Genomic DNA, 24,707 nt, shown 5'->3' on the forward strand with positions numbered 1-24,707 from the left:
TCTAGTGCAGGCGGCGAAACTGCTGTGGAGTCATTCCTGTATGTTTACGAAAAGTAGCGACAAAATGACTGGCATCGCGGAATCCGGTTTGTCCGGCGATGGTGGAGACGGTAATACCCGGCTCATCGGCCAATTGCTCCTTCGCTTTGTGAATGCGCATCTGTGTGAGGTAAGCATAAGGAGCAAGGCCGAATGTTTGCTGAAATAGCTTGCTTAAATGGCGCCCCGACATTCCAAGGACATCGGCTAAGTTGTCCAGACCGATGTCGGGGTTGCCGTACTCTTGCTCCATCCATTGAAGCAGGGGAGTGAGCTTCTGCATATTTTTGGAAACCGACATATTGCTGGCTTGTCCAAATTTACTAAGTATACCAAGAAATCGGTAAGCATCTGTTGAAGTTTCGAGGCCGAACAGGTCCATCCCACTGCTGACCTTCTTTAACATTTCGCCGAGCATCGGGGCGACCGGAGCCTCGGTATCCCATCGGAAAACAGAGGGCGCCTGAATATCATATGCGATAAGGATAGGAGCTGCTGCTGCTCCGCCAAACGTTAAATAATATGTTTCCCAACCCGAGCTCCGCACGGCCTCATAAGCATGGGACATCCCTGGTGGGAGCAAGACTCCTGAGCCTTGAGACAGCAGCACCGTTTCCGTCCCATAGGTTAATTTCCCTTCGCCCTCTTCGGTTTGCAGCCAGTGGTAATAAGGGTATCCATTGGGACGGGTAATTCTTTCTTGTTTCGGATTGTAGCCGATGCTTTCTACCATTAAAGGGAGATCCAGGTTTACTGATGGGGAGAAAACAAATCGGGTAAATGCCCGTGTGCTCATTTAATAAATATCTCCTTCATTTGAGTTCCATATTATTATATGTCAAAACAATATTATTATATATAAAGCTAAGAAAATTCACCTTACAATGGTTATATACTTATATTGTTAAAAAGGATGTGCTCACAGTGATTAATGAAAAGTTACCTAAAATATGGTACGGCGGAGATTACAACCCTGAACAATGGGAGTCGGAGGTATGGAAAGAAGACGAGCGTATGTTCAAGCTGGCCGGCATCGATGTTGCGACAGTGAACGTATTCTCCTGGGCTATGAATCAGCCTGATGAGGAAACCTACGATTTCAGTGTGCTTGATGAGACGATCGACCGCCTATATAAAAGCGGGGTCTATGTATGCTTGGCTACAAGCACTGGAGCTCATCCGGCTTGGATGGCCCGTAAGTATCCGGACGTGCTTCGCGTAGATGCTCAAGGACGTAAACGGAAGTTCGGCGGTCGTCACAATTCCTGTCCGAATTCACCGACCTATCGCAAGTATTCCGCTAGAATGGCCGGCAAACTCGCTGAACGCTACAAGGACCATCCGGGGCTGCTGATCTGGCACATCTCCAATGAGTACGGCGGATACTGCTACTGTGAACACTGCGCTGCAGCCTTCCGCGTATGGCTGAAACAGCGGTACGGAACTCTTGATCAATTGAACCGGGCATGGAACACCCGCTTTTGGGGCCACACCTTCTACGATTGGGAAGAAATTGTGCCACCAAGCGAGCTGAGCGAGGAGTGGGGCGGAACTCGTACCAATTTCCAAGGCATTTCTATAGATTATCGTCGTTTCATGTCCCAATCTTTACTGGATTGCTACAAGCTTGAATATGATGAACTCAAAAAGCATACGCCTCATATTCCGGTAACTACGAACTTGATGGGCTTTTACCCTGAGTTAAACTATTTTGAGTGGGCTAAATATATGGATATCGTCTCCTGGGATAACTATCCTTCCCTGGATACGCCTGTCAGCTTCACGGCCATGACGCATGATTTGATGCGTGGACTCAAAAGCGGAGATCCGTTTATGCTGATGGAGCAAACACCAAGCCAACAAAATTGGCAGGCTTACAACTCCCTGAAGCGTCCAGGTGTAATGCGTCTTTGGAGCTACCAGGCTGTTGCCCGGGGGGCCGATACGGTTATGTTCTTCCAGCTTCGCCGTTCTATCGGAGCTTGTGAAAAATACCATGGCGCTGTCATTGAGCATGTAGGACACGAGCATACCCGTGTATTTAGAGAATGTGCCGAGCTTGGCCGCGAGCTGGAACAACTAGGCGATAAGCTGCTGGATGCACGAACCGAAGCGAAAGTCGCGATCATTTACGATTGGGAGAATCGCTGGGCTACGGAATTGTCAAGCGGCCCTACCGTGGCGCTCAATTATGTGAATGAAGTACACAAATATTACGACGCCTTGTTCCAAATGCATGTTGAAACCGATATGGTATCCGTGGAAGAAGATTTGAGCAAATACGACATCGTCATCGCTCCGGTGATGTACATGGTTAAATCAGGCTTTGCCAAAAAAGTAGAGCAATTTGTGTCTGACGGCGGTACTTTCGTCACGACCTTCTTCAGTGGACTCGTCAACGAGAACGATCTCGTCACTACAGGCGGATATCCTGGCGAGCTGCGGTCTGTGATGGGCATATGGGCTGAGGAAATCGATGCCTTGTTCCCGGGCCAGAAAAACCAGGTTGTGATGAAGCAGGCTTGGGGTGAACTGAAAGGCCAGTATGAATGCGGCTTGCTGTGCGATCTCATTCATGCCGAAGGTGCCGAGGTGCTGGCCGAATACGGCTCCGATTTCTACGAAGGTATGCCGGTTCTAACCGTCAACCACTTTGGTTCCGGCCGGGCGTATTATGTGGCCAGCAGCCCGGAGGCTTCCTTCCTTCAAGGCTTCCTCTCGAATCTGTGTGAAGAGAAGGGAATCAAACCACTGCTCGGTGCGCCAGCAGGTGTAGAGGTGGCTCGTCGGGTGAAGGACGAAAAATCATTTTTGTTCCTGCTGAACCATAACGCAGAAGCCTCTGAAGTACAAATTGGCTCGGAAGAGAAGAAGGATCTGCTTGCAGATACGACCGTCTCCGGTACAGTAACCGTACCGGGCCGCGGGGTCGTTATTTTGGAGAGCAACAACACTGGGAATTAATTCTGTAAAATTGAACTAAACCGCATGCTCCCTTCGAGGAAGCATGCGGTTTTTCTATGTAATCAAAAAAAGGTGCCAAAGGCACCCTTTTTTGAAGCTATTGTCTTATTACAAGTACGTCTTGAGGCGGTCTGCCCGTACTTTGAATTTGGGAAATTTCGGAGTTTGTAAGGTTGCGACCTACCAAGATTAACGAAGATGTCACATTGTTAAAGTTAAAATTACTTAAGTTCGCTACGTTTTGGCTGCCGCGGAACACGCGGAATGACCCCTGGAAATTAATTTGTGAAAACAGTACGAGCGTTACTTGAGAGCTCTGTACCACATTTCTGAGACGGAAGCTCGACAGAACGTTGTTGAACCGAAATGCTCCAAGGTCTCGAACTGCGACACCTCCACGTCTGAAAAGAATGCGGCGAACGGAAAAATTGTTACCGGACCATAGAGCCAGACGTACATCGCTGTTTGCCAACTATATCACTCCTTTTCTGAGATTGATATAGTTTATTAGCAACATCAAGAAATGGTATAAGATAGATACACCGGTTAAAAAGTTGGTTTTTTCTTTATCAGCTATGCTCCAAGATTGTGTTCAGCGTCGTACGGTCGAGACCGCGCACGAGACGGATCAACAATTCCTTTGCTGCTTCGTAATCGTCCGTATGAATGATTGAGGACGAGGTGTGTATGTAACGCGAACAAATCCCGATGACGGCGGAAGGCACACCAATGCCGCTTAAATGTACTTGACCGGCATCTGTTCCTCCCGGGGAAACAAAATACTGATATTTGATTTTATGCGTATCCGCAGTATCTTGAATATATTCAACCATGCCCCGGTGCGTCAGCATCGTAGGGTCGAAAATACGGAGAAGCGCTCCTCCGCCAAGCTGACCGAAGGCCCGTTTGTCCCCGGTCATGTCATTGGCTGCGCTGGCATCCAGGCCGAAGAAAATGTCCGGCTTGATTAAATTAGCAGCCGTCCGTGCGCCTCTAAGTCCAAGCTCCTCCTGTACGTTGGCTCCGGCGTAAACGACATTGGGGAGCTTTTCTCCGTGTAAAGCCTCCATCATTTCAATAGCTAGACCCACACCGTAACGGTTGTCCCAAGCTTTGGCCATTATTTTCTTCGGATTGACGAGTGGTGTAAACTCGCAAATCGGCAAAATCTGCTGGCCAGGACGAACGCCGGCTGCTTCAGCTTCTTCACGGCTGTCCGCACCGATATCGAGATACATTGTTTTGATATCAACCGGTTTATTGCGCTGGGACTCATCCAGCAAATGGGTTGGAATCGATCCGACAACCCCGATGATTTTTCCCTTTGGGGCTATAATCTGCAGTCGTTGCGCCAATACGGCCTGACTCCACCAGCCTCCAAGCGGCTGAAAAGATACCATGCCATTGTCGCTGATGCCGGTCGTCATGAACCCGACTTCATCAAAATGCCCGGCCACCATGATCCGCGGGCCTTCCTCATCTCCGCGCAGAACTCCAAACAGACCTCCTAGGCGATCTTGTACAAATTCCTGTGTATAAGCTGATAATTTGTCCTTAACGAAAGCGCGAAGGTCCCGTTCAAATCCGGGCGCTGCAGGAAATTCAGTCAGCTGTTTAAACAGCCCCAACGTTTTTTCATTCATTTCTTTCTCTCCTTTTCTTGTTGTTCGTTAGTAAACATACATTATTTAGTATGGACTACCTTTTTTCAATTGTCCATGTGCCTTTTCCGCTCCGCCTATTCGAAGGCAGGACATGCACAGGCAATGGCAAAGCGGCGTATACTGCAGCAAAGTTGCAGCTATGGGCGATCGAGGAGGCCGTGTATAATGGAACGATATTCCAAGGACTGGTTGGTGATTTGTCTTCTTTTTATTCTACTGGTCATTATTCTTCAATATCTCTGATTGAAACCTTAAATTGGCAAGGACGTTTACCCGGCTGGAGTATTCCAGACGGTTTTTTTGTGTTAGCGAAGATATGGATGATTTACCAACATAACTGGCACCAAAATGACAAATAATGAATCTGCAAGCAGCTTATGAAGAGTAAGAAAGGGGGATGCTACCGTCATTGGTGTAATTCATGTGATATTCGGCTTGGGAGGAGTTCATTAGGATGCTGATCGGCGGGCAGATCTGGGAATTCCCCTCCAAACCGGCTATAACGGGGGAGGCAACCGTTGTTGGACCCGAGGAAGTAGCCGGGCCGCTAGCTTCGGATTTTGATTTTATATATGACAATCATGGGCGCGTTACTCTCACCGTTGTCCTACCAGCAGGGAGAGAGCATTCCTTGCATTGCCCACGCGGTTGCTCTGGAAAAGGAGGAAAGCAGATCATGATCTATGTTTGGGCTTTTGTAATAGGTGGGTTAATATGCGTTGTCGGACAATTGATGCTTGATGTGCTCAAATTAACACCGGCTCACACGATGAGTACACTTGTCGTCATCGGAGCTGTTATGGATGCAGTAGGCTGGTATGACCCGCTCGTGAAATTTGCTGGAGCAGGAGCTTCCGTTCCCATCACCAGCTTTGGTAATTCACTTGTTCACGGAGCGCTCACCGAACTGCAGCGGGATGGATGGATCGGTGTAATTACCGGTATGTTTAGTGTGACGAGCGCAGGTATTTCTGCGGCGATCATCTTCTCGTTCCTTGCCGCCCTTATCGTACGGCCTAAAGGGTAACAATCATTGAACTTTATGGGCTTACGAGTGTACTCCCTATCTATCTTCATGTACAATAGGAAGATATATACAGGTATTTTTGGGAGGGAAAACACGTGCCCGTTCAGGAGCAATCGATACGAACTTTGACTGCCGTAAAAAACAACTTGGAATCGTGTATTTTGGGAAAATCATTTGAAATCAATCTTCTGCTCTCCGCATTGCTGGCCGGCGGCCATGTGCTGATCGAAGACGTGCCGGGTACGGGAAAAACTCAGCTCATAAAAGCTTTGGCTAAATCGATGAGCGGTGACTATCGGCGTATTCAGTGCAATCCGGATATATTACCGAGCGACATTACTGGGGTATCGGTATTTCATCCGCACGAGGAGCGGTTCGTGTTTCGACCGGGCCCGGTAATGACGAATATTTTGCTGGCAGATGAAATCAACCGGGCGACCACCAAAACGCAATCCGCCCTGCTTGAAGTCATGGAGGAGCGCTGTGTAACCGCCGATGGCTTTACATATGAGCTGCCAAATCCGTTCATGCTCTGCGCTACGCAAAATCCGATTGATTTTGAAGGAACGTATACGCTCCCGGAAGCACAGCTAGACCGGTTTATGATGAAAATTAAGCTTGGGTATCCCGATGCTTCCACCGAGAAGTCGATGCTTCAAACCCACAGCCAGGGGCAACCCGTGGATCAATTGAAGCCGGTTACGACAATGGAAGAGGTTTATGCGATCCAGCAAGAGATTCGCGACGTCTATATAAATGAAGCTTTAACTGACTACTTACTGGAGATTGTTCGCCGGACCCGGGAGCATCAAGACATCGTTCTTGGCGCATCCCCACGGGCATCCCTGGCGTTTATGATGGCGGCCAAAGCTTTTGCTTTTGTCCAGGGCCGCGATTACGTTCTGCCTGATGACATTAAGACGTTGTCGCCATTTGTGCTTGGCCACCGTATCTTGCTGCGCCCGGAATCCCGACTGGGTCAGACCAATGCTGGCCTGGTGCTTCAGCAAATTTTACGGCAGGTCCACGTGCCGGTAGCCGCGGGACGGTAACCATGCGTGCGCTCTTGTCAGGAGTAAAGACAGGACTTGCTTCCCGTAGATTTTGGATGGTGTTTTCCGTATGGTTCATATGCTTGTTATACGTTCTGTTCCAAGGCGGAAAGACGTCGATTATGTTATTTATGATGATCTCTGTTCTGGCCTTGTATTGGATGATTGGTGGTCTGGGTGGGGTCAAGCGAATCAAGGCGACAAGAAGCTTAGCGCTCGGAATTGAGCGGGGAGGATTCCTGCAAGCGGGAGAGCAGGTATTAGTAAAGCTAAGACTCCAGCTTCCCGGGTTTATGCCGATTCCTTATCTTGTAGTCCGTGAAGTTCTGCGCCGGCACAACGGAGATTCCTGGGCTTTTGAAGACAGTGTCGTTCCCTATACACGTGGTCAAGCGGAGCTAATCTACAAGACACCGCCTTTGGAGCGAGGAACGTATATTTTTGCCGATACGACCTGCTTTGCAGAGGATATTTTCGGATTAATGGAGCACTCGAGTTCGTTTCATACCGGTGGGGAATTTCGAATTGTCCCCCGGACTGTGTTCATTCCGCATTGGGAGCTGTACAGCCGTAATTCTCCGTTAGCGGGGCCGGAAACGGCCGTAACGCTATCCCGCAGGGAGTCCACGCAAATTAACGGTGTTCGCGATTATGTTTACGGCGACCGGATTTCGCGGATTCACTGGAACGCTACCGCCAAGACGGGAACGTGGAAATCTAAAGAGTTTGAGCATGAATCGCTGCCGAAAACGATGCTGGTGCTGGATGCCCACACCTCCAGTTATCTAACGCCAAATCAGTTTGAATTAGCCGTGTCCACCGTCGCATCTCTGCTCGAGTATGGAGCGCGGGAGCGAATCAGCATGGGACTCTGCACGATGGGAAAAACGATGCGCTTATTTGCCCCGGCAGAAGGATATTTGGACCGTCAGCGCATGATCCATTATCTCGTAGATATCGATGCTGATGGATACGGAAATCACAGGGATAAACTGGAAACCCAGAAGGAGGGATTCCCACCCGGGGTATTCTTTATTCTGATTAGTCCGGTGGCAGACGAGAAGGCCCTGACCATACTTAACTGGGCCAAAACTCGCCAAATGACCCCATACTATATCCGAATCGGGCAAGAAGCCTTAACTGCTTCAAATGGCGGCGAACGACCGACTTGGCAGGCATCGCTCCAGGAAAAGGGCCTACGGGGAGTTTACGTTTCCTCACTTCGTGATCTTCCGGCTGTGATAGGAGGTGCGAAGCTGTGACGGAAATGGGAACCGCCCGAAAATTTTTCGCATACCGCCTGTTATCCATGATATGGCTTGTGCTGATCGCGTTACAGTGGATTGATTTTACGGAACCTCTATGGTTCTCCAGTACGACATCGTTAGTGACCATTACCATTATTGGCATCGCCTTGATTGAGGTACTGCTGCCGCTTAAAGCCGCATGGAAATGGACCGTGAAAATAGTATACATTTTTGGAGTTTGGCGGCTGGTGTTAACATCTTATGGAGTGTACGTGCCGACAGGTCCGTTATTTCCGGATCAGCTTCGCGGTATGGTGCTTTCCTTTACGCCTTATATATGGTTTTCGCTCGCGGCTTGGGCGCTTCTGGAAATAGTGACACGACTCATCGTCAACCGTAGATGGATTTTGTTTTTTATAGCTATAAATCTAATCGCTTTTGCAATTATAGATTCTTTTACTTCCTATTATTTATGGTCAAACGTAGCTTGGATTGTGTTCGCCGGCCTTGGCTGGCTCGTGTGCTATCATTTATACGAATATCGGCGAAAATATCCGCAGGGATGGCAGCGTCTTCGGCGGAAGCCATTGAAAATCGCCGCCAATATTTTGTTGATTTTTACTTGTGTTCTACTTATTGGGATTAGCATGCCGTCTGTTTCTCCTATCTTGACCGATCCATATACGGCTTGGAAGAACCGGTCGGAGGGGCAAGGGGGCAGCGGAGGGACGGCAAAATCAAAGGCTGCGAAAAAAGCTGTTCCTACCTCATCAGTGCAGGAGGAAGTGCTCTCCGGTTACAGTCGGGATGATAGAAAGCTAGGAAACGGTTTTGAATTCAGCTATACCCCGGTCATGACGGTTCAGTCGTCTGTAAGATCCTATTGGCGCGGAGAGACGCGCCGGATTTATTCCGGGAAGGGATGGGCTGATCTGGATGAAGAACCGCGAGAGACAAAGCGTTACAAAGGAGCTGCAACCAGTGAGCCGCTAGAAATTGAGCAGCCAGGGAAGGTCGAGAAGAGAGAAGTCGAACAAATTGTTACGATGAATACCAACAACACCTACCCTGTTTTATTTGGAGGCTATTCGATTAAAAGTGTGGAACTGCTGGACGAGCGGCAGGAGACGCCGGATATGCGCTGGACTTCCCGAGAGGCTGAGATGTTCTGGAACGGGTACAAAAGGAACAGCAAACAGCCTGATTATCCGCAAAAGTATAAGGTGGTAGCGGATATTCCCGTTTACCCGATCGAGAAGCTGCGGCAGGCCAGCTACGAAACGCTATACAAGGATGATCCCGATAAAGATTACTTGCAGCTCCCAAGCGATCTTCCACAGCGTGTGAAGGATCTCGCGAAACAGATTACTGCCGAGGGCAAAACTCCTTATCAAAAAATGGAGCTCCTGCAAAGCTATTTAAGTGTAAATTACGAGTATACAAACAAGCCGGATCTGTCCAAGAAAAAGAGCGATGATTTCGTAGACAGCTTTCTCTTCGAAATCAAACAGGGGTACTGCGATTATTACTCAACTTCGATGGTAGTCATGGCCCGCTCGCTCGGAATTCCCGCGAGATGGGTAAAGGGGTATGCTCCCGGTAGCCAGCCTAATAATGAGGCTATGATGATGAGAAATCCCGGAATGAGCGGGGAATACCGGGTCAGCAACGCTGATGCTCACTCTTGGGCGGAGCTGTATTTTGGAGATTACGGATGGGTTCCCTTTGAGGCGACTCCCGGATTCGACGCACCGATTTTGTACACAGAGGAAGAAAGTACGGAGACAATGGCGCCTGAAACGCCTGAAGAGACACAGACCGTCAAACAAGAGGAGGGCTTCCTATCAAGTATAGATCCTGTCATATTGCGCAGGATATCTGCCGTTGCAGCGGGTGTGCTGCTGGCATGGCTGCTTTATCAGTTCAGAAATGAACTATACTTCATCTGGCTCCGAATCCGTTTGGGCCATGCTTTAACGCCGGGAGAGAAAACTGTTTTCGGCACGCTGCGAGCGGTAAGAAGGCTGCGGCGGAAAGGGCTCCAGCGAAGCGATCAGGAAACACTGCGTGAGGCGTTTAGCCGTTGGAAAGAGGAACGACCGCAGCTGAAGGATGCGCTGAGCGAGCTGCTTGCCACCTTTGAGAAGGCGAGCTACAGTCCGGCTGCGATATCAACGCACGAATGGCGAAAGGTTCAGCAATTGTCTAATCAATTAGTGAAGCTAAGCCGGCAGAGGACAACCAAAGGTTAAATCGCTGATGTAATCAGCATCTATTTGACGACAAAACTTCCTTCGTGCTTGCACGGGGGATGTTTTCTTTTTTAAAATATAAGGAAGTCGGGGAAAGATTATGGTATAGTTTGTCGTATGAAACCGAGGTGAACGTATTTGTTTGAGAAATTTATGCCGAATATGCGTGTGGACAGCGTATTCGAAATCGACCTGGAAGGGCTCTACGCCAAAGGGTACCGGGGGATTATTACCGATCTGGACAACACCCTTGTCGGGGCAAAGGCGCCGTCTGCCACCCCCGAACTGGTCGAATGGTTTGAGAAGGTGAAAAAATGCGGGTTTAAACTCGTGATTGTGTCAAACAATAATTTGGACAGGGTGTCTGTGTTTGCGAACCCTTTAAATATTGAGTTTGTTCACGCGGCGAGAAAACCGGCGGGGTCGGCTTTCCACCGGGCGATGGAAATGATGAAGCTAGCGCCGAAGGAAACGATAGTCGTTGGCGACCAAATGATGACCGATGTATTCGGCGGGAACCGCTTGGGGCTTTTCACCATTTTGGTGCTGCCGATATCAATTGGTGATGAAGGTTTTGGAACTCGTATCAACCGAAGATTGGAGCGTTTCGTCAAGCGGCGGTTAGGTAAAATCGGCTTATGGCTGGAGGAGGAAAAGAAGAAATGACGGAGGTAAAGGGCGCAGATGGCGCTCTACGATGCAGCGGATGCGGCATACGGCTGCAAACGGAGGAACAAACCAAACCGGGTTATGTTCCTCAGCAAGCCTTAGAGAAAGAACCGATAATATGTCAGCGTTGTTTCCGCATTAAAAATTATAATGAGTCATCTTCGGTGACGGTAGAGCAGGACGAGTTCCTGAAGCTGTTGGCTCAAATTGGCGGTAAGGAAGCGCTTGTGATCCACATCGTGGATCTATTTGATTTTCAAGGCAGTGTGATCTCCAGTTTGCAGCGATTTATCGGCAACAATCCGGTGCTGCTCGCTGTGAATAAGATCGATCTATTGCCGAAGGTTACGAACTGGAATAAGGTACGGAACTGGGTTCAGAAGGAAGCCAAGGAGATGGGGCTCAAGGTAGAGGATGTCATTCTTTGCAGCGCCAAGCAGAGCAGCGGGTTTGACCGGCTGCTTGAAGCGGTGTCCGAGTACCGGGGAAATCGCGACGTTTATGTCGTCGGGGCAACGAATGTCGGAAAATCGACGCTCATTAATCGGCTGATTCACGATTATAGCGATTTGGATCAAGAGCTTACCGTTTCTCGATATCCGGGGACAACACTCGATATGGTACATATTCCGCTGGATGATGGGAAATCGATCATCGATACGCCGGGAATTGTATATCCATCCCGGTATAGTGAACTGGTTGCACCTGTAGATTTGGGCGTGATTCTGCCGGATAAATCGCTTAAGCCTGCGGTCTATCAATTAAATGAGGGACAAAGCATCTTTTTCGGCGGATTCGGACGTTTTGATTTCATCCAGGGCGAACGTCAATCTTTTACTTGCTTTGTCAGTGGACGAGTGCCGCTTCATCGCACCAAACTGGAGAGAGCGGACGAGCTTTTTGCGGAGCATGCCGGGGAGATGCTGGCACCGCCAAGCCGTGAAAATCTGGCCAATCTACCGGAATGGACGAGGCATGAGTTCCGGATCAACAAAGGAAGCAAACAGGACTTGTTCATTTCGGGCCTCGGCTGGATCAAAATCAACAATGACTTTGGCGCTGTGATCGCGGCGCATGTCCCAAAAGGGGTTAAAGTGATGGTTCGCCCTTCCTTGATCTAGGGACGGTTCATGGGAGCGCCAACGACCATCCCAGGTCATCTCTTTGTTTACGAAGAGATTTAGGGGGAGAAGCTATGGAGGAACAAGAGAAGGTTGTGCAGACGAAGGAGGAACGTCTGCCTTTGCTGCTCGGCGTCATTGGAGATCCAATTATTCATTCCAAGTCTCCGGCTATGCACACAGCGGCTCTGAAGGCATGTGGCATAGCCGGTACGTACCTGCCGCTGCATGTCAAAGGCGAAGCCTTAAGCGATGCCGTTCAGGGTATCAAGGCGCTCGGATTTCGCGGTATTAATGTGACGGTTCCACATAAAGTGGAAGTGATGAAGTACTTGGACATCATCGACGAGGGTGCGCTGCACATCGGCGCGGTAAATACGATCGTCAACAATGGCGGTGTTCTGACCGGCTACAATACGGACGGCGTAGGCTATATCCGCTCGCTTAAAGAGGAGACCGCCCCCGATTTGGAGGGGAAAACGGTCCTCGTGATCGGTGCAGGCGGAGCGGCCCGCGGCATTATTTATGCTCTGCTTAAAGAGAAACCCGGGCAAGTGATTATCGCTAACCGGACCGCGGATAAAGCCCGTGAACTTGCGTCGGAATGGGCTGATCTTGGGCGCATTAACGGGTGCGAGCTGGAGAGCCTCGGCGATTTTTTGCCGAAAACGGACATCCTAATCAATACCACAAGCGTGGGAATGTATCCGCAGGTGACGAAAACTCCGATTGATCTTGGTTTCCTTCCAGAAGGGATTGTTGTCAGCGACCTTATTTATAATCCGCTGCGAACGGAGCTGCTTCGCCAGGCCGAACTAAAAGGCTGTACGATTCATAATGGACTAGGCATGTTTATCTATCAGGGAGCATATGCATTCGAGCATTGGACCGGATGCCCTGCCCCGATTGAGGCCATGAGGGCGGCTGTTCTGGACAGCATGAGGCTGTAACTAGAATAGGGCTGCTGCTCGGCTCGGGTACAATGGATGAAGTCATAACATGTAAGATATAAACAGTAAGGGGTCTTGAAATTTTATGTTAACTGGAAAACAAAAACGTCATTTGCGCAGCTTAGCGCACAGTCTGCAGCCGATCTTTCAGGTTGGAAAAGGCGGCACCAATGAACAAATGATTCGTCAGATTTCCGAGGCGCTGGAGCGCAGAGAGCTGATCAAAGTATCCATTTTGAACAATAATTTGGACGATCCAAAGGAAATAGCCGAGGAACTGGCAGAAGGTGCCGAAGCCGAGATGGTTCAGCTCATCGGTAGAACGATTGTTCTTTACAAAGAATCGCGCGAATACAAGCAAATCGAGCTGCCTTAGGTTTGATGGGAGGAAGCGGGAGATGAAGAAAATCGGAATTATGGGCGGAGCATTCGATCCGATCCATCTCGGTCATCTTCTGGCGGCGGAGGCCGCCAGGGAGCAGTATCACCTGGAAGAGGTGTGGTTCATGCCTTCCCATATCCCTCCGCACAAGCATCAAGCCGGGGTTAGTGGAGAACAGCGGCTTGAGATGGTTAAAGCCGCCATCCAAAGCAATACCGACTTCAAGCCGCTGGACATTGAACTGCAGCGGGGCGGGGTTTCGTATACGGTAGATACTATTCGGGAAATCCGATCGATCCATCCCGATTTGGAGCTGTATTTCATCATCGGGGCGGATATGGTGAACTACCTTCCCAAATGGGAAGGGATTGAGGATTTGGCCGGGATGGTTCGTTTTATCGGGCTGCAGCGGCCCGGCAGTTTTCTGGAGCTCGACGCTTTGCCGCCATTTATCCAGGAATCGGTTTTACTTGCGGAAATGCCGCTGGTTGATATTTCGTCCAGCCTGATTCGAAGCCGTCTTCTAGCTGGACAATCGGTACGGTATATGGTGCCCGACCCCGTGTACGAATACATGATTAGGAGTGGATTGTATGGGATACACGCGTGAGGAACTTATGGCCGCCATTTCGGCCGGTATGCCCGCAAAGCGGTGGCAGCATGTAGAAGGAGTCATGGAGAGTGCTGTTATTCTGGCCAAGCGTTATGGGGGAGATCCCGAAAAAGCTGATCTTGCAGCGCTGCTGCATGATTTGGCCAAGTTCTGGCCGATTGATGAACAGGAGGCCATTATTCGAGATAACGACTTGAATACCGAGCTGTTGGCCTATGATAAGCAGCTGCTCCATGCCGAGGTTGGCGCTTTTATCGCCCGCTGGGATTACGGGGTGGGGGATCAGGAAGTGCTTGATGCCGTCCGCTACCATACGTCCGGGCGCATTGGGATGACGCTGTTGGATAAGATCGTATGTCTGGCAGACTACATCGAGCCGGGGCGAAATTTCCCTGGAGTCGAGAGGATCCGGGAGCTGGCCGAGACCAGTCTTGACGATGCGCTTATCGCCGGGTTTGACTCGACCATTAGCTTTTTGCTGGAGAAACACAAGGTCATATTTCCAATGACAGTACTGGCTCGAAATGACCTTATCCAAAATAAGACGGAATAAAGTTTATTACTATTAAAAGGACTATTTTAGGAGGCTGAATGAATGGCGGTAACATCCAATGAATTAATGAATATGGCGGTTCAAGCCGCTGATGATAAAAAAGCGATGAATATCGTAGCGCTCGACTTGAAGGGCATCTCGCTGATCGCCGATTATTTTGTCATCTGCCACGGGAACTCGGACACCCAGGTACAGGCGATTGCTACGGAGATTCGCAAGCGGGCTCATGAGGCCGGAGCGCATGTCCGCGGTTTGGAAGGGATGGATTCCGCCCGTTGGGTACTGATGGACCTTGGCGATGTCGTCGTCCACATTTTCCACCGCGATGAACGCGAGTATTACAATATCGAACGGCTGTGGTCCGACGCCAAAATTGTGGAGACGGTATGAGCTTAATAGCGGGTACTATTGTCTCTTTACCGATCGACCGCGAGGTGTCTCCGTACGGCTATTTTCTCAGTGGGGGCGAGCAGGATGTGCTGCTTCATTACTCCGAGCTAACGCGGAAAGTGAAGCCGGGTGAAGCTGTAGAGGTGTTCTTGTTCTATGATACCGAAGACCGGTTAGCGGCTACGATGAAGAAGCCGTATTTGACGCTTGGAGAGCTGGCCCTACTCGAGGTTGCCGACGTCCATCCACGGCTCGGCTGTTTTTTGGAAATGGGCCTGGGACGACAGCTTCTACTACCTATTCGGGAATTGCCTGAGCTAAAGGAACTCCATCCGCAGGTAGGCGATCATGTATATGTCATTATGGAGCATGATAAGCAAGGGCGGCTTAAAGCCAAACTCGCCGGTGAGCAGGAGCTTGCCCCGCTTGCCTTCCACGCGCCTTCGTCATGGAACAACCAGTGGCTGGAGGCTATTGTGTACAAGCCGCTGCAAATGGGTACGTTCGTCATTGTACAAGGCGGCGTTTTAGGCTTTGGCGCCATCGGCATGATTCATGCTACGGAACGCCATCGGCTGCTCAGACTTGGGGAGCAGATTAGTGTTCGGGTCGCTCACGTCCGCGAAGACGGACGCGTTAACCTGGCGATGGCCCCACGTAAAGAGATCGGTATGGGCGAGGATGCTGAACGCATATACGCCTATTTGACAAGCCGGTCCGGAGGCGGGATGCCTTACTCTGACGCAACACCGCCCGATTTGATCAAGCAGCGGTTCGGCATCAGTAAGGCTGCGTTCAAGCGGGCGCTCGGGAAATTGATGAAGGAAGGCAAGGTTGAGCAGAAGGAGAACTGGACTTATTTGGTTCAGCCAGCAGATGAGGCCGTCAATAAGCAGGCGGATACCGATCAGGATAAGAAGTAGGATGAAGATCGATAGCTTTACAAAAGAAAGAACGGTGACCAAGCATGGCTTCATATCGAAAATTCGCCTATGTTTATGATGAATTGATGGAGGATATGCCTTACCCGGATTGGATCCGATTTGCCCGGACGGCTTGGGAACGGTGTGGGATGCCGAGGACGGTTGTAGATCTCGGCTGCGGAACGGGAAGCATTGCAATTCCGCTCGTTAATTCCGGTTTTGAAGTAACGGGAATCGACCTGTCAGCCGATATGTTGTCGGTGGCCCGTCGCAAAATGGAGAGCACGCCGCAAGGTGTCCGCTTGTTTCGTGAGGGCAGCGTCAGATGGGTTCAACAGGACATGAGAGAATGGAATACGCCAGAGCCGGTCGATTCTGTCATCTCATTTTGCGATTGCTTGAATTATTTACTGGAGGAAGAGGACTTGGTCCGGACCTTCCGCCGTACATACGAAGGCTTAAAGCCCGGCGGATCGTTTTTGTTTGACGTGCACCACCCAAACACATTGATTCGGTACGAAGAGGAGCAGCCCTTTATTTGGGACGATCTGAACGTCTCCTATATGTGGACCTGTGAACGGGACGCTTACCGCAACGAAATTGAACATCATCTTACGATTTTTGCGCGTGAAGAGGAAAGTGGCCCTGGCCTTTACCGACGTTTTGAGGAGACGCATGTACAGCGGGCCTATGATCCAAAATGGATGAAAAGCGAGCTGCTTAAATGCGGCTTCAAAGATGTGACCTGCTATGCCGATTTCGAATGGGTAGAGGCGGAAGATGATGCGGCGCGCCTGTTTTTTGTCGCCATCAAATAACAGTAGACATGGATAACAGAGCCTCCCAACGTTGATGCCGAAATTCCGGCGGTTTGGCGGGGCTCTTTTTACCATATTAACGGCATTACAAAATGAACGTTTTGATTTGCTGCAGGCGATGAATCTCATACGTGGGACGGATCTCGGGTGGGTTCGGTAGATGCCGTGGATTAAACCAGCAGGTATCGATGCCGTAATCGATTCCGCCCTTCATATCGGAGGTTAGGGAATCACCGACAATCAGCACCTCTGCCTTATCCGGGGTACCTAACTTGGCAAATGCATAATCAAATATACCAGGGTGGGGCTTTTGATAGCCCGTGTCCTCGGAGACGATGATCTCCGTAAAAAATTCCGCCAAATCCGACCTGGCGATGCGGTTCATTTGCACTTTTTTAATCCCATTGGTAATGATACTCAGCTCTATGCCCGAATCCTTGAGATATTTGCAAATGTCATAGGCTCCCTCAACGAGAAACGCGGCTTCCCCTAGAAAATTCAAATAGCATTCGCTGAAAAAATGGACATCGGACTTTATAGGTAAGCTGAGCTCATGAATCAGTCTGGAAAACCTTTCTGTACGCAGCGTATCAAGTTTAATTTTTCTTTGCTCAAAATCATCCCAGAGCTGTTGATTGATCACTCTGTAGGCTTGCACGACTTCGTCTGTGCAGTTGATTCCTTCTTGCTTAAGGGCCCGGGCCAAGGCATAGCCTTCACCTTGGGAATAGTCAAAAAGCGTATCGTCTGCATCAAATAAAATATATGAATACCGCAAATGAACCCCTCCTGTTTGTTAACTAGGTACTATTTTAGCATGACAACGCTCTAAAGAGCCTGAATATGGGAAATGCATACAGCAAAAAATTGAATAGTTATTGGGGCTATAATTCAGTATAATTTTAATGAACCAATCGAATGAACTCTGTCAGAGAGGATTAACGACATAATGAATGTAGCTGTCAACAAACCTATGAAAACATATCAACGTTCCAAGTCATCCCCTCCCCCAGTTCGTATTTTTTCGCTTGGCGGGATTGGTGAAATCGGCAAAAATATGTATGGTGTCGAATATAAAGATGAAATCATACTGATCGATGCCGGCTTGAAGTTTCCAGATTCCAGGCTGTCTGGTATCGACTGCATTATTCCAGATATACGTTATTTGATAGATAACAAGCACAAGTTAAAAGGCCTTTTCCTTACACACGGACATGAGGATCATATCGGGGCTATTCCTTTCGTACTGAGACAGCTGTCAATTCCGATTTATGGCGGACCGCTTACGATCGGTTTGGTGAAAGCGAAGCTCGAGGAATATAGGATGCTGGGGCAGGCGGAACTGCATGTGTTTCACGAGAACGACCGGTACGCTTTTAAGCATCTGGCTGTTCATTTCTTCCGGACGACGCACAGCATTCCAGATGCCTTTGGAATCGTCGTCGATACTCCGTACGGACCAGTGGTCCATACGGGAGATTTCAAATTTGATTTTACACCGGAGGACCGCCCGGCCGACTTGTTCAAAATGGCTTCCATCGGCGGGGAAGGCGTACTTGCCCTGCTAGCCGATAGCACAAATAGTGAAAAAGAAGGCTTTACCCCTTCCGAGCGCCGGGTTGGCGACGCGATTCTTGAGTCGTTCCGAGGCTGCAGAGGGCGGATTCTGTTTGCCACGTTTGCGTCTAACGTTCATCGGCTTCAGCAGGTGGTGGAAGCTGCAGCTGTATGCAATCGCAAAATCGCTGTTATTGGGCGTAGTATGGAGCGGGTGTTTACGATCGGTCAGGAGCTTGGCTATATTCGTATCCCGGAGGGAATGCGCATTGACGTCAAGCATATCGACCGATACGAGGATCAGCAGGTTCTAATTGTATGCACCGGCAGCCAGGGTGAGCCAAATGCTGCTCTAAGCCGGATTGCTTCGGGCGCGCATCGTCACGTGCAGGTGTACCCTGGGGATACTGTCATCTATTCCTCCTCACCGATTCCGGGCAACTCGCAAAACATTAACCGCAGCATCGATATGCTGCTTCGGGCTGGAGCGAATGTCATTTATGGCTCTATCTTTGATATTCATACATCCGGGCACGGCTGTCGTGAAGACTTGAAGCTGATGCTCAGCTTTATTCGGCCTAAATTTTTTGTTCCGATTCATGGGGAATACCGCATGCTGCTTAGTCATCGAGATTTGGCCATGCAGATCGGCATTCCCGAAGAGCGTGTGTTTGTGCTGAATATCGGTGAAACGCTGTCGGTATACCGAAATCGGGCCAAACGCGGCAGAACCGTCCTGGCCGGGGAAGTATTCATTAGCAACGGTGAGATGCGGATCAATGAAGACGAGCTCCTGGCCGAGCGTATGGAACTCGCCCAGGAGGGCATCGTTATCGTTGTGATGACAGTGGATCGTCTCACGGGGCAAATTTTAGCCGGACCGGACATCGTTACGCGAGGGTTCGTTTATATGCAGGATGCCCGGCCACTGCTTCGCCGTGGAGAAACCTCGCTGCGGCGGAGCCTAAATCGACTCAGCGAGAGAAAAGCCTATGATCATGAGGGTTGGCTGCGAATGACGCACCAGGTGTTGCGGAAATTTTTTATCAAAGAGGTTGGCAGAACCCCTCATATCATGCCTTCTATCTTGGAAGTCTAGCTTCCAGGAAAAACCTAGGGAACTATCCGCTCATACGGAAGTTCCTTTTTTAATTGACCGTCTGTTCATATTTACGTATAATGTGTAAAAATATAGAAGAAAACTGGCGGAGGAGGGGATAGAATGACGAAAGAACCCACGATTCGTTCCGTGATCAGCCATCAATTAACAAGAAAAGGCTACTCATTGCACAGTTTTTCACATCGTTCGGGAATCAATCGAGGAACGCTCAGCGCCATTTTAAACGGCAATCCTCCCAAACCGATTTCTATTGGACAACTCGATCTTATGACGGAAGCTTTGGAGCAGCCACTCGGTCATTATTACTCTCTTTATATTGACGAGTGCGTAGATTCCGATCATCCGAACCGGCGCCGGCTCCGGTCATTTTTACTGCGCTGCGCGGAAATCAATGAGCTTGGGTGTATTCAGGAGGTGCTAGCCCGGCTCGTTGAAGATTTGACTTATATCCCGACGATCTTTTCGATCGGCGAGGAGCTGTATGCGGCGGGGAGGAAGGAAGCTTCAAAACTTTTTTATCAATGCGTATGTGAAAATGAAAAATATCAACATTCCGAAAGGCTGGCGATCAGCCAGTACCGATTGTTTCGGCTATCCCTTGGCGACGATGCGGAAGTGAACCTGCGAGCGGCGACCTTGTTTGAGCCGTATCGGAACCGGTTGCCGGAGGATTTAGGGTTGGACGGGCTGCTGCATTTGGCGAATGTATATTATACCCTGCAAAAGTGGAAGTACGTTGAGGTTTTTGCTGATGAATTGCGAGCTCTTGCACAAAGAGTGTACCAAAATGAAAAGCAAATGCATGCGCAGCATTTTTTCCAAAATTTAAGGACAGACCGGCATCTTGTGGTGTACTACGGACAAGGTTATTTGATCAAAGGTTCTGCACTGGAGCATCAGGGAAAATACGCTGAGGCCCTAGAATATGTTTCAGGGTATGTGGACTTAAGCTGGTTTGAGGGTTTAAACGATATCGGCCTGAAGGAAGTAACGAAGTTTAGAACATGGGCTCGGGCCAACAGATGCAACCTTGAAATATTAAGCGGCAATAAGGCGATTTTGCCGGAGTACATGGAGCTGCTCAAGGACAATCCGTGGGAAGTTCTCCCCAGTCTGCGGATTATTGTAAAGGCGGCGAATATTAACGGTTTTTTCATTGATGAGGTATTGAATAAGTTCCCCGTGAATACGGATTTATATAGCCAGCATAACAATTTTTATGAATCCAACATCAATAAGGATAGGTACTTGGACTTAAATTACCAGTTGGCCATTTATTATTTTAGAAAAAAGGATATTATGGAAGGTTTGGAGAAATTGATATGCGCCCTGAAGTATGCAGTTGTTCTCAATAACAAGGAGCATTTCATGCAGATGGTTCCTCTATTTGAGCAGCACAGGGCTTCTGCAACGAGAGAACAATTGAAAGAGTACGAATTATTGATGGAGGGGGTATTAAAGGATGCGTAAATGGATTTTGGCGTTCATGCTGGTCGTAAGTATAGGAGCTGGACTGTTTGGCGGCATCAATTATAGCGGCTCCATCAGCCATAGCGGCGGCATCACTACATACGAGAACGGGGTAGGGGGTTAAAACCAACTTACTTTGGAAGATTTGAGCTGAGCTGATCTGTACAAGAAAGTCTCTTGTGCACATCGGCTTTTTATTTTAATAACTCGACTATAATCATTTTTTACCTAGGAAACGATGTTCATTTCATGTAAACTGGTAATAATTTGATTTTCAGAGGATTCAAATTTAAAAATACATAGAAAAGGTTCACGAATGGGGGTGGGCATAGTGCCCCAAAAAGAGAAACAATCGATGTCCTGGCTATTTCAGTATTTGAAGCCAGTTCGCGGACGCCTAATCTTGCTTCTGATTATGCTTCTAACATCCACTGGGCTCCAGCTGGTTAGTCCACAAATTGTTCAGCACTTTATTGATACGGCTGCAGCTGGCGGGGTCATTGGCAGCCTAATTCAATTAGCCGGGCTGTACCTGGTTATAGCTATAGCAAATCAGTTGATTTCTGTAGCTGTGAGTTATTTTGGCAACGATATTTCGTGGCGGGCAACGAACCAAATGCGCGGAGACCTTCTGAAGCATTGCTTACGTCTGGATATGAAATTTCATAATGTTCGGACGCCTGGAGAGATGATTGAACGGGTAGATGGAGATGTAACGAGCATGTCCAATTTTTTTGCAATGTTCATCGTCCAGGTTATTGGGAGCTTTGTCCTGCTGACGGGGATCCTTGGGTATATGTTCACGCTCAATGTTCCAATTGCTATCGTCATGACGGTCTTTACGCTAATGTCGATTCTGTTCATGGTGTTCATTCGGAATTTGGGAGTAAGTTCATCCAAGAACGAACGCGAATCCAGTGCAGCATTGTTCGGATTAATTGAAGAGCGGATCGCGGGAATTGAGGATGTGCAGGCGAACGGTCATGTTCCTTATGTCATGAATCGGTTTCATCGCTTGATGCGCAGTGTGTTCCTCCGGGGAAAGAAGGCCTGGATGCTTCGCGTGATTCCTTGGAACAGTACGGTGATCATGTTCACTCTAGCAGTGACCGCAGTACTCTTACTCGGTGTTCATTATTATTTGGATGGTGTAATCAGCCTAGGCACACTCTACCTGATTTATCAATATACACAGATGCTGAATGATCCTATTGAATTGCTTGGTGATCAAGTGCAAGAGTTTCAGAAGGCCAAATCCGGGATGCTTCGTTCCAGAGAATTGCTCGCTTTACGAAGTGAGATCAAAGACGGGGAAGAGGATCAGCTGCCGGAAGGTGCGCTTGGTTTGAAATTTGAGAAAGTCAACTTTAGCTATCACGAAGATAAGCCTGTATTGCAAAATATCAGCTTTGCGATCCAACCGGGAGAGCGGCTTGGAATTATCGGGCGTACGGGTAGTGGAAAATCAAGCCTTAGCCGCCTGGTGCTCCGACTGTACAACATCGACAGCGGCGTCATCCGCATCGGGGGTAAGGATATTACTCAGCTCACACTTCCGGCACTTTATCGGAGGGTGGGCATGGTCACCCAGGATGTCCAGCTATTTGATGGGACTCTTCGGGAAAATTTAACTTTATTCGATAGCAGCGTATCTGATGAAATAATTAAAGAGACCACGGGTCGCTTGGGGCTTAGTCACTGGATTGACGAGCAGCCGCAAGGTCTGGACACACATCTGGCTGCAGGGGGGACTTCACTCTCCGCAGGGGAAGCCCAGTTGTTTGCCTTGACCCGTGTCTTTCTCACGAATCCGAGTCTGGTTATTCTGGATGAGCCTTCATCCAGGCTGGATGCGGCGACAGAAACTATGCTTCAAGTCGCAGTAGACCGTTTGATGAGTCATTGTACAGGAGTCATTATCGCCCACCGTCTGGCCACCCTTGATCAAGTGGATAAGATTATAGTGCTGGGGGATGGAAAAATTTTAGAATTTGGAGAAAGAGAGGAGCTAGCTGCAAATCCAACCTCGCATTATGCCAAGCTGCTAAGTACCGGTAGAGAGGAGGAGCTGGCATGACAGTTGCTGGTTTTATCAAAAGATTGTTTCAATTCAGGCCTTTTTTATATATTTCAAACGGTTTCTTGTGGTGTATCTTTCACTCCCTCCCGCTGTTAACGGGACTTGGGATGCAGTGGTTCTTCGACCGGGTGACCGCTCATTCAAATCAAGGTTATTTGTGGTTAGCGGTACCGCTGATCTTTATCGCCCTAGTAAGAGTTGCACGGGTCGGGGAATTCTTCGCCGCTTTTTACCAGTGGGTCACTTACATCTACCATATTCAAGCTATTCTGCGCACAAACATGCTGGCTGCCATTATGCGCTGGCCCGGACGTAACTTGCCTGCTTCACCAGGCGAAGCGATGAGCCGCTTCCGCGATGATGTAGAAGAGGTTATTGAGTACGTGGAATCTTGGACTGATTTCTGGGGTCGACTGGTGTTTGCCGTTGTATCGATCTGCATTATGGGAAGCATTAACTGGAAAATCATGCTGGTTACTGTGCTGCCACTCATCATAGTGACTTCGCTAAATAATTTATCTGGCAACCGCGCTCGGAAGTATGGGCAAAAAAACCGTGAAGCCACCGGGCGAATTACAAGCTACATTGCAGAAACCTTTGGCGCAGTTCAAGCCATTAAGCTTGGTCAAGCGGAGGATCATGTTCACGCAAGGTTTACAAAGCTGAATGAAGAACGTCGCCGTGCTGCTCTCAAGGATAACCTATTCAAGCAGTGGATGAGATCACTGAATCAGTATGTCATTGCCATTTGTACGGGATTGATTTTGCTGATGTGTGCTGCCGAGATGAAAGCCGGCCATTTTACCGTTGGAGATTTTGCACTGTTTACAAGCTATCTAACGAATATCGGCTTCAGCATCTCGTTGTTTGGATATATGGTGTTTCAGCATAAACGGCTCAAAGTCTCCTTTGACCGGATGCGGACCTTGTTCCGTCCGGGTGAAGAGGATCGAATCATCGAGCATAGTCAGATTTATCTCTATCAGGAACCTCCTGAACTGGCAGAGGTGAATAAAAATCCAAGCGAAAACTTGAAGGAACTCGAAGTGAGTCACTTGACGTATCATTACCCTGATTCAGATCGAGGGATTGAGGATATTAACTTCCGGCTTCAGCGTGGAAAATTTCTTGTCATTACAGGACGAATCGGTTCTGGTAAATCGACCCTGGTGCGCGCCTTGCTTGGACTCCTTCCGAAGCAGGAGGGGAGCATCCGCTGGAACGGGCAAGAGGTGGACCCGGCTAAGTTTTTGATTCCGCCTAGAGCGGCTTACACGCCGCAAGTACCACGTTTGTTCAGTGATACATTAAGGGAGAACATTGTCCAGGGAAAGAAGGACCATGTGGAGGAAGCCTTGGATAAGGCAATTCGTTTGTCTGTCATGAGCAAAGATATTGAGGATTTGGATGATGGACTTGAGACTTTTGTTGGTCCAAGAGGTGTCATGCTGTCAGGGGGACAAATTCAGCGTGCAGCCACGGCTCGCATGTTAATGACAGGCTCCGACCTGTTCATCTTCGATGATCTGTCAAGCGCACTCGATGTAGAGACAGAGCATGAAGTATGGGATGGAATGTTCAAGGAACATGATGTGACTTGCATTGCGGTGTCTCACCGCAGGGCGGCTCTTTCCAGAGCCGATCATATCATCGTCCTGAAGGACGGACGAATTGAAGCCGAAGGCAGCTTGTCTGAGCTGCTCGAAACTTGTGAAGAGATGCAGCTGCTGTGGCAGGGAGAACAGACTCCGGTGAAAGTATAGTCTGCTGAGGCTCCTAGGCGTTGATGGGCCCGGTCTTCGGCAGAGCGTTCGTT

At 49.1% G+C, this 24,707-nt stretch carries 24 protein-coding genes and 1 pseudogene; 21 read left to right on the forward strand and 4 right to left on the reverse strand.

What is annotated here, in order from left to right; translation table 11 throughout:
* Position 1: 1 nt before the first annotated feature.
* On the reverse strand, positions 2–835 hold the full coding sequence (locus ACFQ3W_RS15455) for an AraC family transcriptional regulator (protein WP_379320140.1): 834 nt from the start codon (positions 833–835) through the stop codon (positions 2–4).
* A gap of 128 nt (positions 836–963) precedes the next feature.
* On the opposite strand from ACFQ3W_RS15455, the gene ACFQ3W_RS15460 reads away from it, so the two are divergent.
* Positions 964–3,003, forward strand: a complete 2,040-nt coding sequence (locus tag ACFQ3W_RS15460) for a beta-galactosidase (RefSeq protein WP_379320141.1) — start codon at positions 964–966, stop codon at positions 3,001–3,003.
* A gap of 97 nt (positions 3,004–3,100) precedes the next feature.
* Here ACFQ3W_RS15460 and ACFQ3W_RS15465 read toward each other — a convergent pair whose 3' ends face one another.
* Positions 3,101–3,475, reverse strand: coding sequence for a hypothetical protein (locus ACFQ3W_RS15465; protein WP_379320142.1), 375 nt, complete (start codon positions 3,473–3,475; stop codon positions 3,101–3,103).
* A gap of 97 nt (positions 3,476–3,572) precedes the next feature.
* The gene (locus tag ACFQ3W_RS15470) at positions 3,573–4,646 is read right to left on the reverse strand and encodes a M42 family metallopeptidase (RefSeq protein ID WP_379320143.1); all 1,074 of its coding nucleotides are present in this window, start codon (positions 4,644–4,646) and stop codon (positions 3,573–3,575) included.
* Positions 4,647–4,825: 179 nt separating this feature from the next.
* Here ACFQ3W_RS15470 and ACFQ3W_RS15475 point away from each other — a divergent pair, with 179 nt between their 5' ends.
* The 15 genes and pseudogenes from ACFQ3W_RS15475 to ACFQ3W_RS15550 all read left to right on the forward strand — a co-directional run bounded on the left by ACFQ3W_RS15475 (position 4,826) and on the right by ACFQ3W_RS15550 (position 16,664).
* The gene (locus tag ACFQ3W_RS15475; protein ID WP_379320144.1) at positions 4,826–5,026 is read left to right on the forward strand and encodes a hypothetical protein; all 201 of its coding nucleotides are present in this window, start codon (positions 4,826–4,828) and stop codon (positions 5,024–5,026) included.
* A 95-nt stretch (positions 5,027–5,121) separates the two neighbouring features.
* Positions 5,122–5,193 (forward strand): annotated as a pseudogene (locus ACFQ3W_RS15480) (hypothetical protein); the annotation flags it as partial.
* Between the two features lie 150 nt (positions 5,194–5,343).
* Positions 5,344–5,694, forward strand: a complete 351-nt coding sequence (spoVAE, locus tag ACFQ3W_RS15490) for a stage V sporulation protein AE (protein WP_379320249.1) — start codon at positions 5,344–5,346, stop codon at positions 5,692–5,694.
* A 95-nt stretch (positions 5,695–5,789) separates the two neighbouring features.
* Complete coding sequence (locus ACFQ3W_RS15495) at positions 5,790–6,746, forward strand: AAA family ATPase (RefSeq protein ID WP_379320145.1); 957 nt, start codon at positions 5,790–5,792, stop codon at positions 6,744–6,746.
* 2 nt (positions 6,747–6,748) lie between these two features.
* Positions 6,749–8,008, forward strand: a complete 1,260-nt coding sequence (locus ACFQ3W_RS15500) for a DUF58 domain-containing protein (protein WP_379320146.1) — start codon at positions 6,749–6,751, stop codon at positions 8,006–8,008.
* Positions 8,009–8,013: 5 nt separating this feature from the next.
* A complete protein-coding gene (locus ACFQ3W_RS15505; RefSeq protein WP_379320250.1) occupies positions 8,014–10,245 on the forward strand; it encodes a transglutaminase domain-containing protein in 2,232 nt (743 codons plus the stop codon).
* 138 nt (positions 10,246–10,383) lie between these two features.
* Complete coding sequence (locus tag ACFQ3W_RS15510) at positions 10,384–10,911, forward strand: YqeG family HAD IIIA-type phosphatase (RefSeq protein ID WP_379320147.1); 528 nt, start codon at positions 10,384–10,386, stop codon at positions 10,909–10,911.
* Positions 10,908–12,035, forward strand: a complete 1,128-nt coding sequence (yqeH, locus tag ACFQ3W_RS15515; RefSeq protein WP_379320148.1) for a ribosome biogenesis GTPase YqeH — start codon at positions 10,908–10,910, stop codon at positions 12,033–12,035. Before ACFQ3W_RS15510 ends, yqeH begins: the two co-directional genes overlap by 4 nt.
* A 74-nt stretch (positions 12,036–12,109) precedes the next feature.
* Positions 12,110–12,985 (forward strand): shikimate dehydrogenase, encoded by an 876-nt coding sequence (gene aroE / locus ACFQ3W_RS15520; RefSeq protein ID WP_379320149.1) that lies wholly within the window; start codon positions 12,110–12,112, stop codon positions 12,983–12,985.
* Between the two features lie 85 nt (positions 12,986–13,070).
* Positions 13,071–13,361 carry a ribosome assembly RNA-binding protein YhbY gene (gene yhbY / locus ACFQ3W_RS15525; RefSeq protein WP_379320150.1) on the forward strand — a complete coding sequence of 97 codons (291 nt, stop codon included), beginning with the start codon at positions 13,071–13,073 and terminating at the stop codon, positions 13,359–13,361.
* Positions 13,362–13,383: 22 nt separating this feature from the next.
* Positions 13,384–13,977, forward strand: coding sequence for a nicotinate-nucleotide adenylyltransferase (locus tag ACFQ3W_RS15530; RefSeq protein ID WP_379320151.1), 594 nt, complete (start codon positions 13,384–13,386; stop codon positions 13,975–13,977).
* On the forward strand, positions 13,961–14,533 hold the full coding sequence (gene yqeK, locus ACFQ3W_RS15535) for a bis(5'-nucleosyl)-tetraphosphatase (symmetrical) YqeK (protein WP_379320152.1): 573 nt from the start codon (positions 13,961–13,963) through the stop codon (positions 14,531–14,533). The genes ACFQ3W_RS15530 and yqeK overlap by 17 nt, the downstream gene beginning before the upstream one ends.
* 42 nt (positions 14,534–14,575) lie before the next feature.
* On the forward strand, positions 14,576–14,923 hold the full coding sequence (gene rsfS, locus ACFQ3W_RS15540) for a ribosome silencing factor (RefSeq protein WP_379320153.1): 348 nt from the start codon (positions 14,576–14,578) through the stop codon (positions 14,921–14,923).
* On the forward strand, positions 14,920–15,846 hold the full coding sequence (locus tag ACFQ3W_RS15545) for a CvfB family protein (RefSeq protein ID WP_379320154.1): 927 nt from the start codon (positions 14,920–14,922) through the stop codon (positions 15,844–15,846). Before rsfS ends, ACFQ3W_RS15545 begins: the two co-directional genes overlap by 4 nt.
* Before the next feature lie 44 nt (positions 15,847–15,890).
* Positions 15,891–16,664: a class I SAM-dependent DNA methyltransferase gene (locus ACFQ3W_RS15550; protein ID WP_379320155.1), complete on the forward strand. Its 774-nt coding sequence runs from the start codon at positions 15,891–15,893 to the stop codon at positions 16,662–16,664.
* 85 nt (positions 16,665–16,749) lie between these two features.
* Here the strand turns inward: ACFQ3W_RS15550 and ACFQ3W_RS15555 are convergent, their stop codons facing one another.
* Entirely contained in the window at positions 16,750–17,442 is a 693-nt protein-coding gene (locus ACFQ3W_RS15555; protein WP_379320156.1) for a YjjG family noncanonical pyrimidine nucleotidase, read from the reverse strand.
* A gap of 195 nt (positions 17,443–17,637) precedes the next feature.
* On the opposite strand from ACFQ3W_RS15555, the gene ACFQ3W_RS15560 reads away from it, so the two are divergent.
* The 5 genes from ACFQ3W_RS15560 (at position 17,638) to ACFQ3W_RS15580 (ending at position 24,654) form a co-directional block, all read left to right on the forward strand.
* Entirely contained in the window at positions 17,638–19,320 is a 1,683-nt protein-coding gene (locus ACFQ3W_RS15560) for a ribonuclease J (protein WP_379320157.1), read from the forward strand.
* 123 nt (positions 19,321–19,443) lie between these two features.
* Positions 19,444–20,811, forward strand: a complete 1,368-nt coding sequence (locus tag ACFQ3W_RS15565; protein ID WP_379320158.1) for an XRE family transcriptional regulator — start codon at positions 19,444–19,446, stop codon at positions 20,809–20,811.
* Positions 20,804–20,935 carry a hypothetical protein gene (locus ACFQ3W_RS15570; protein WP_379320159.1) on the forward strand — a complete coding sequence of 44 codons (132 nt, stop codon included), beginning with the start codon at positions 20,804–20,806 and terminating at the stop codon, positions 20,933–20,935. Before ACFQ3W_RS15565 ends, ACFQ3W_RS15570 begins: the two co-directional genes overlap by 8 nt.
* A 231-nt stretch (positions 20,936–21,166) precedes the next feature.
* Entirely contained in the window at positions 21,167–22,888 is a 1,722-nt protein-coding gene (locus ACFQ3W_RS15575) for an ABC transporter ATP-binding protein (RefSeq protein WP_379320160.1), read from the forward strand.
* Positions 22,885–24,654 carry an ABC transporter ATP-binding protein gene (locus tag ACFQ3W_RS15580; RefSeq protein ID WP_379320161.1) on the forward strand — a complete coding sequence of 590 codons (1,770 nt, stop codon included), beginning with the start codon at positions 22,885–22,887 and terminating at the stop codon, positions 24,652–24,654. The genes ACFQ3W_RS15575 and ACFQ3W_RS15580 overlap by 4 nt, the downstream gene beginning before the upstream one ends.
* Positions 24,655–24,707: the final 53 nt, after the last annotated feature.

Origin of the sequence: Paenibacillus puldeungensis (assembly GCF_042678945.1) — a bacterium.
Taxonomy (GTDB): domain Bacteria; phylum Bacillota; class Bacilli; order Paenibacillales; family Paenibacillaceae; genus Fontibacillus; species Fontibacillus puldeungensis.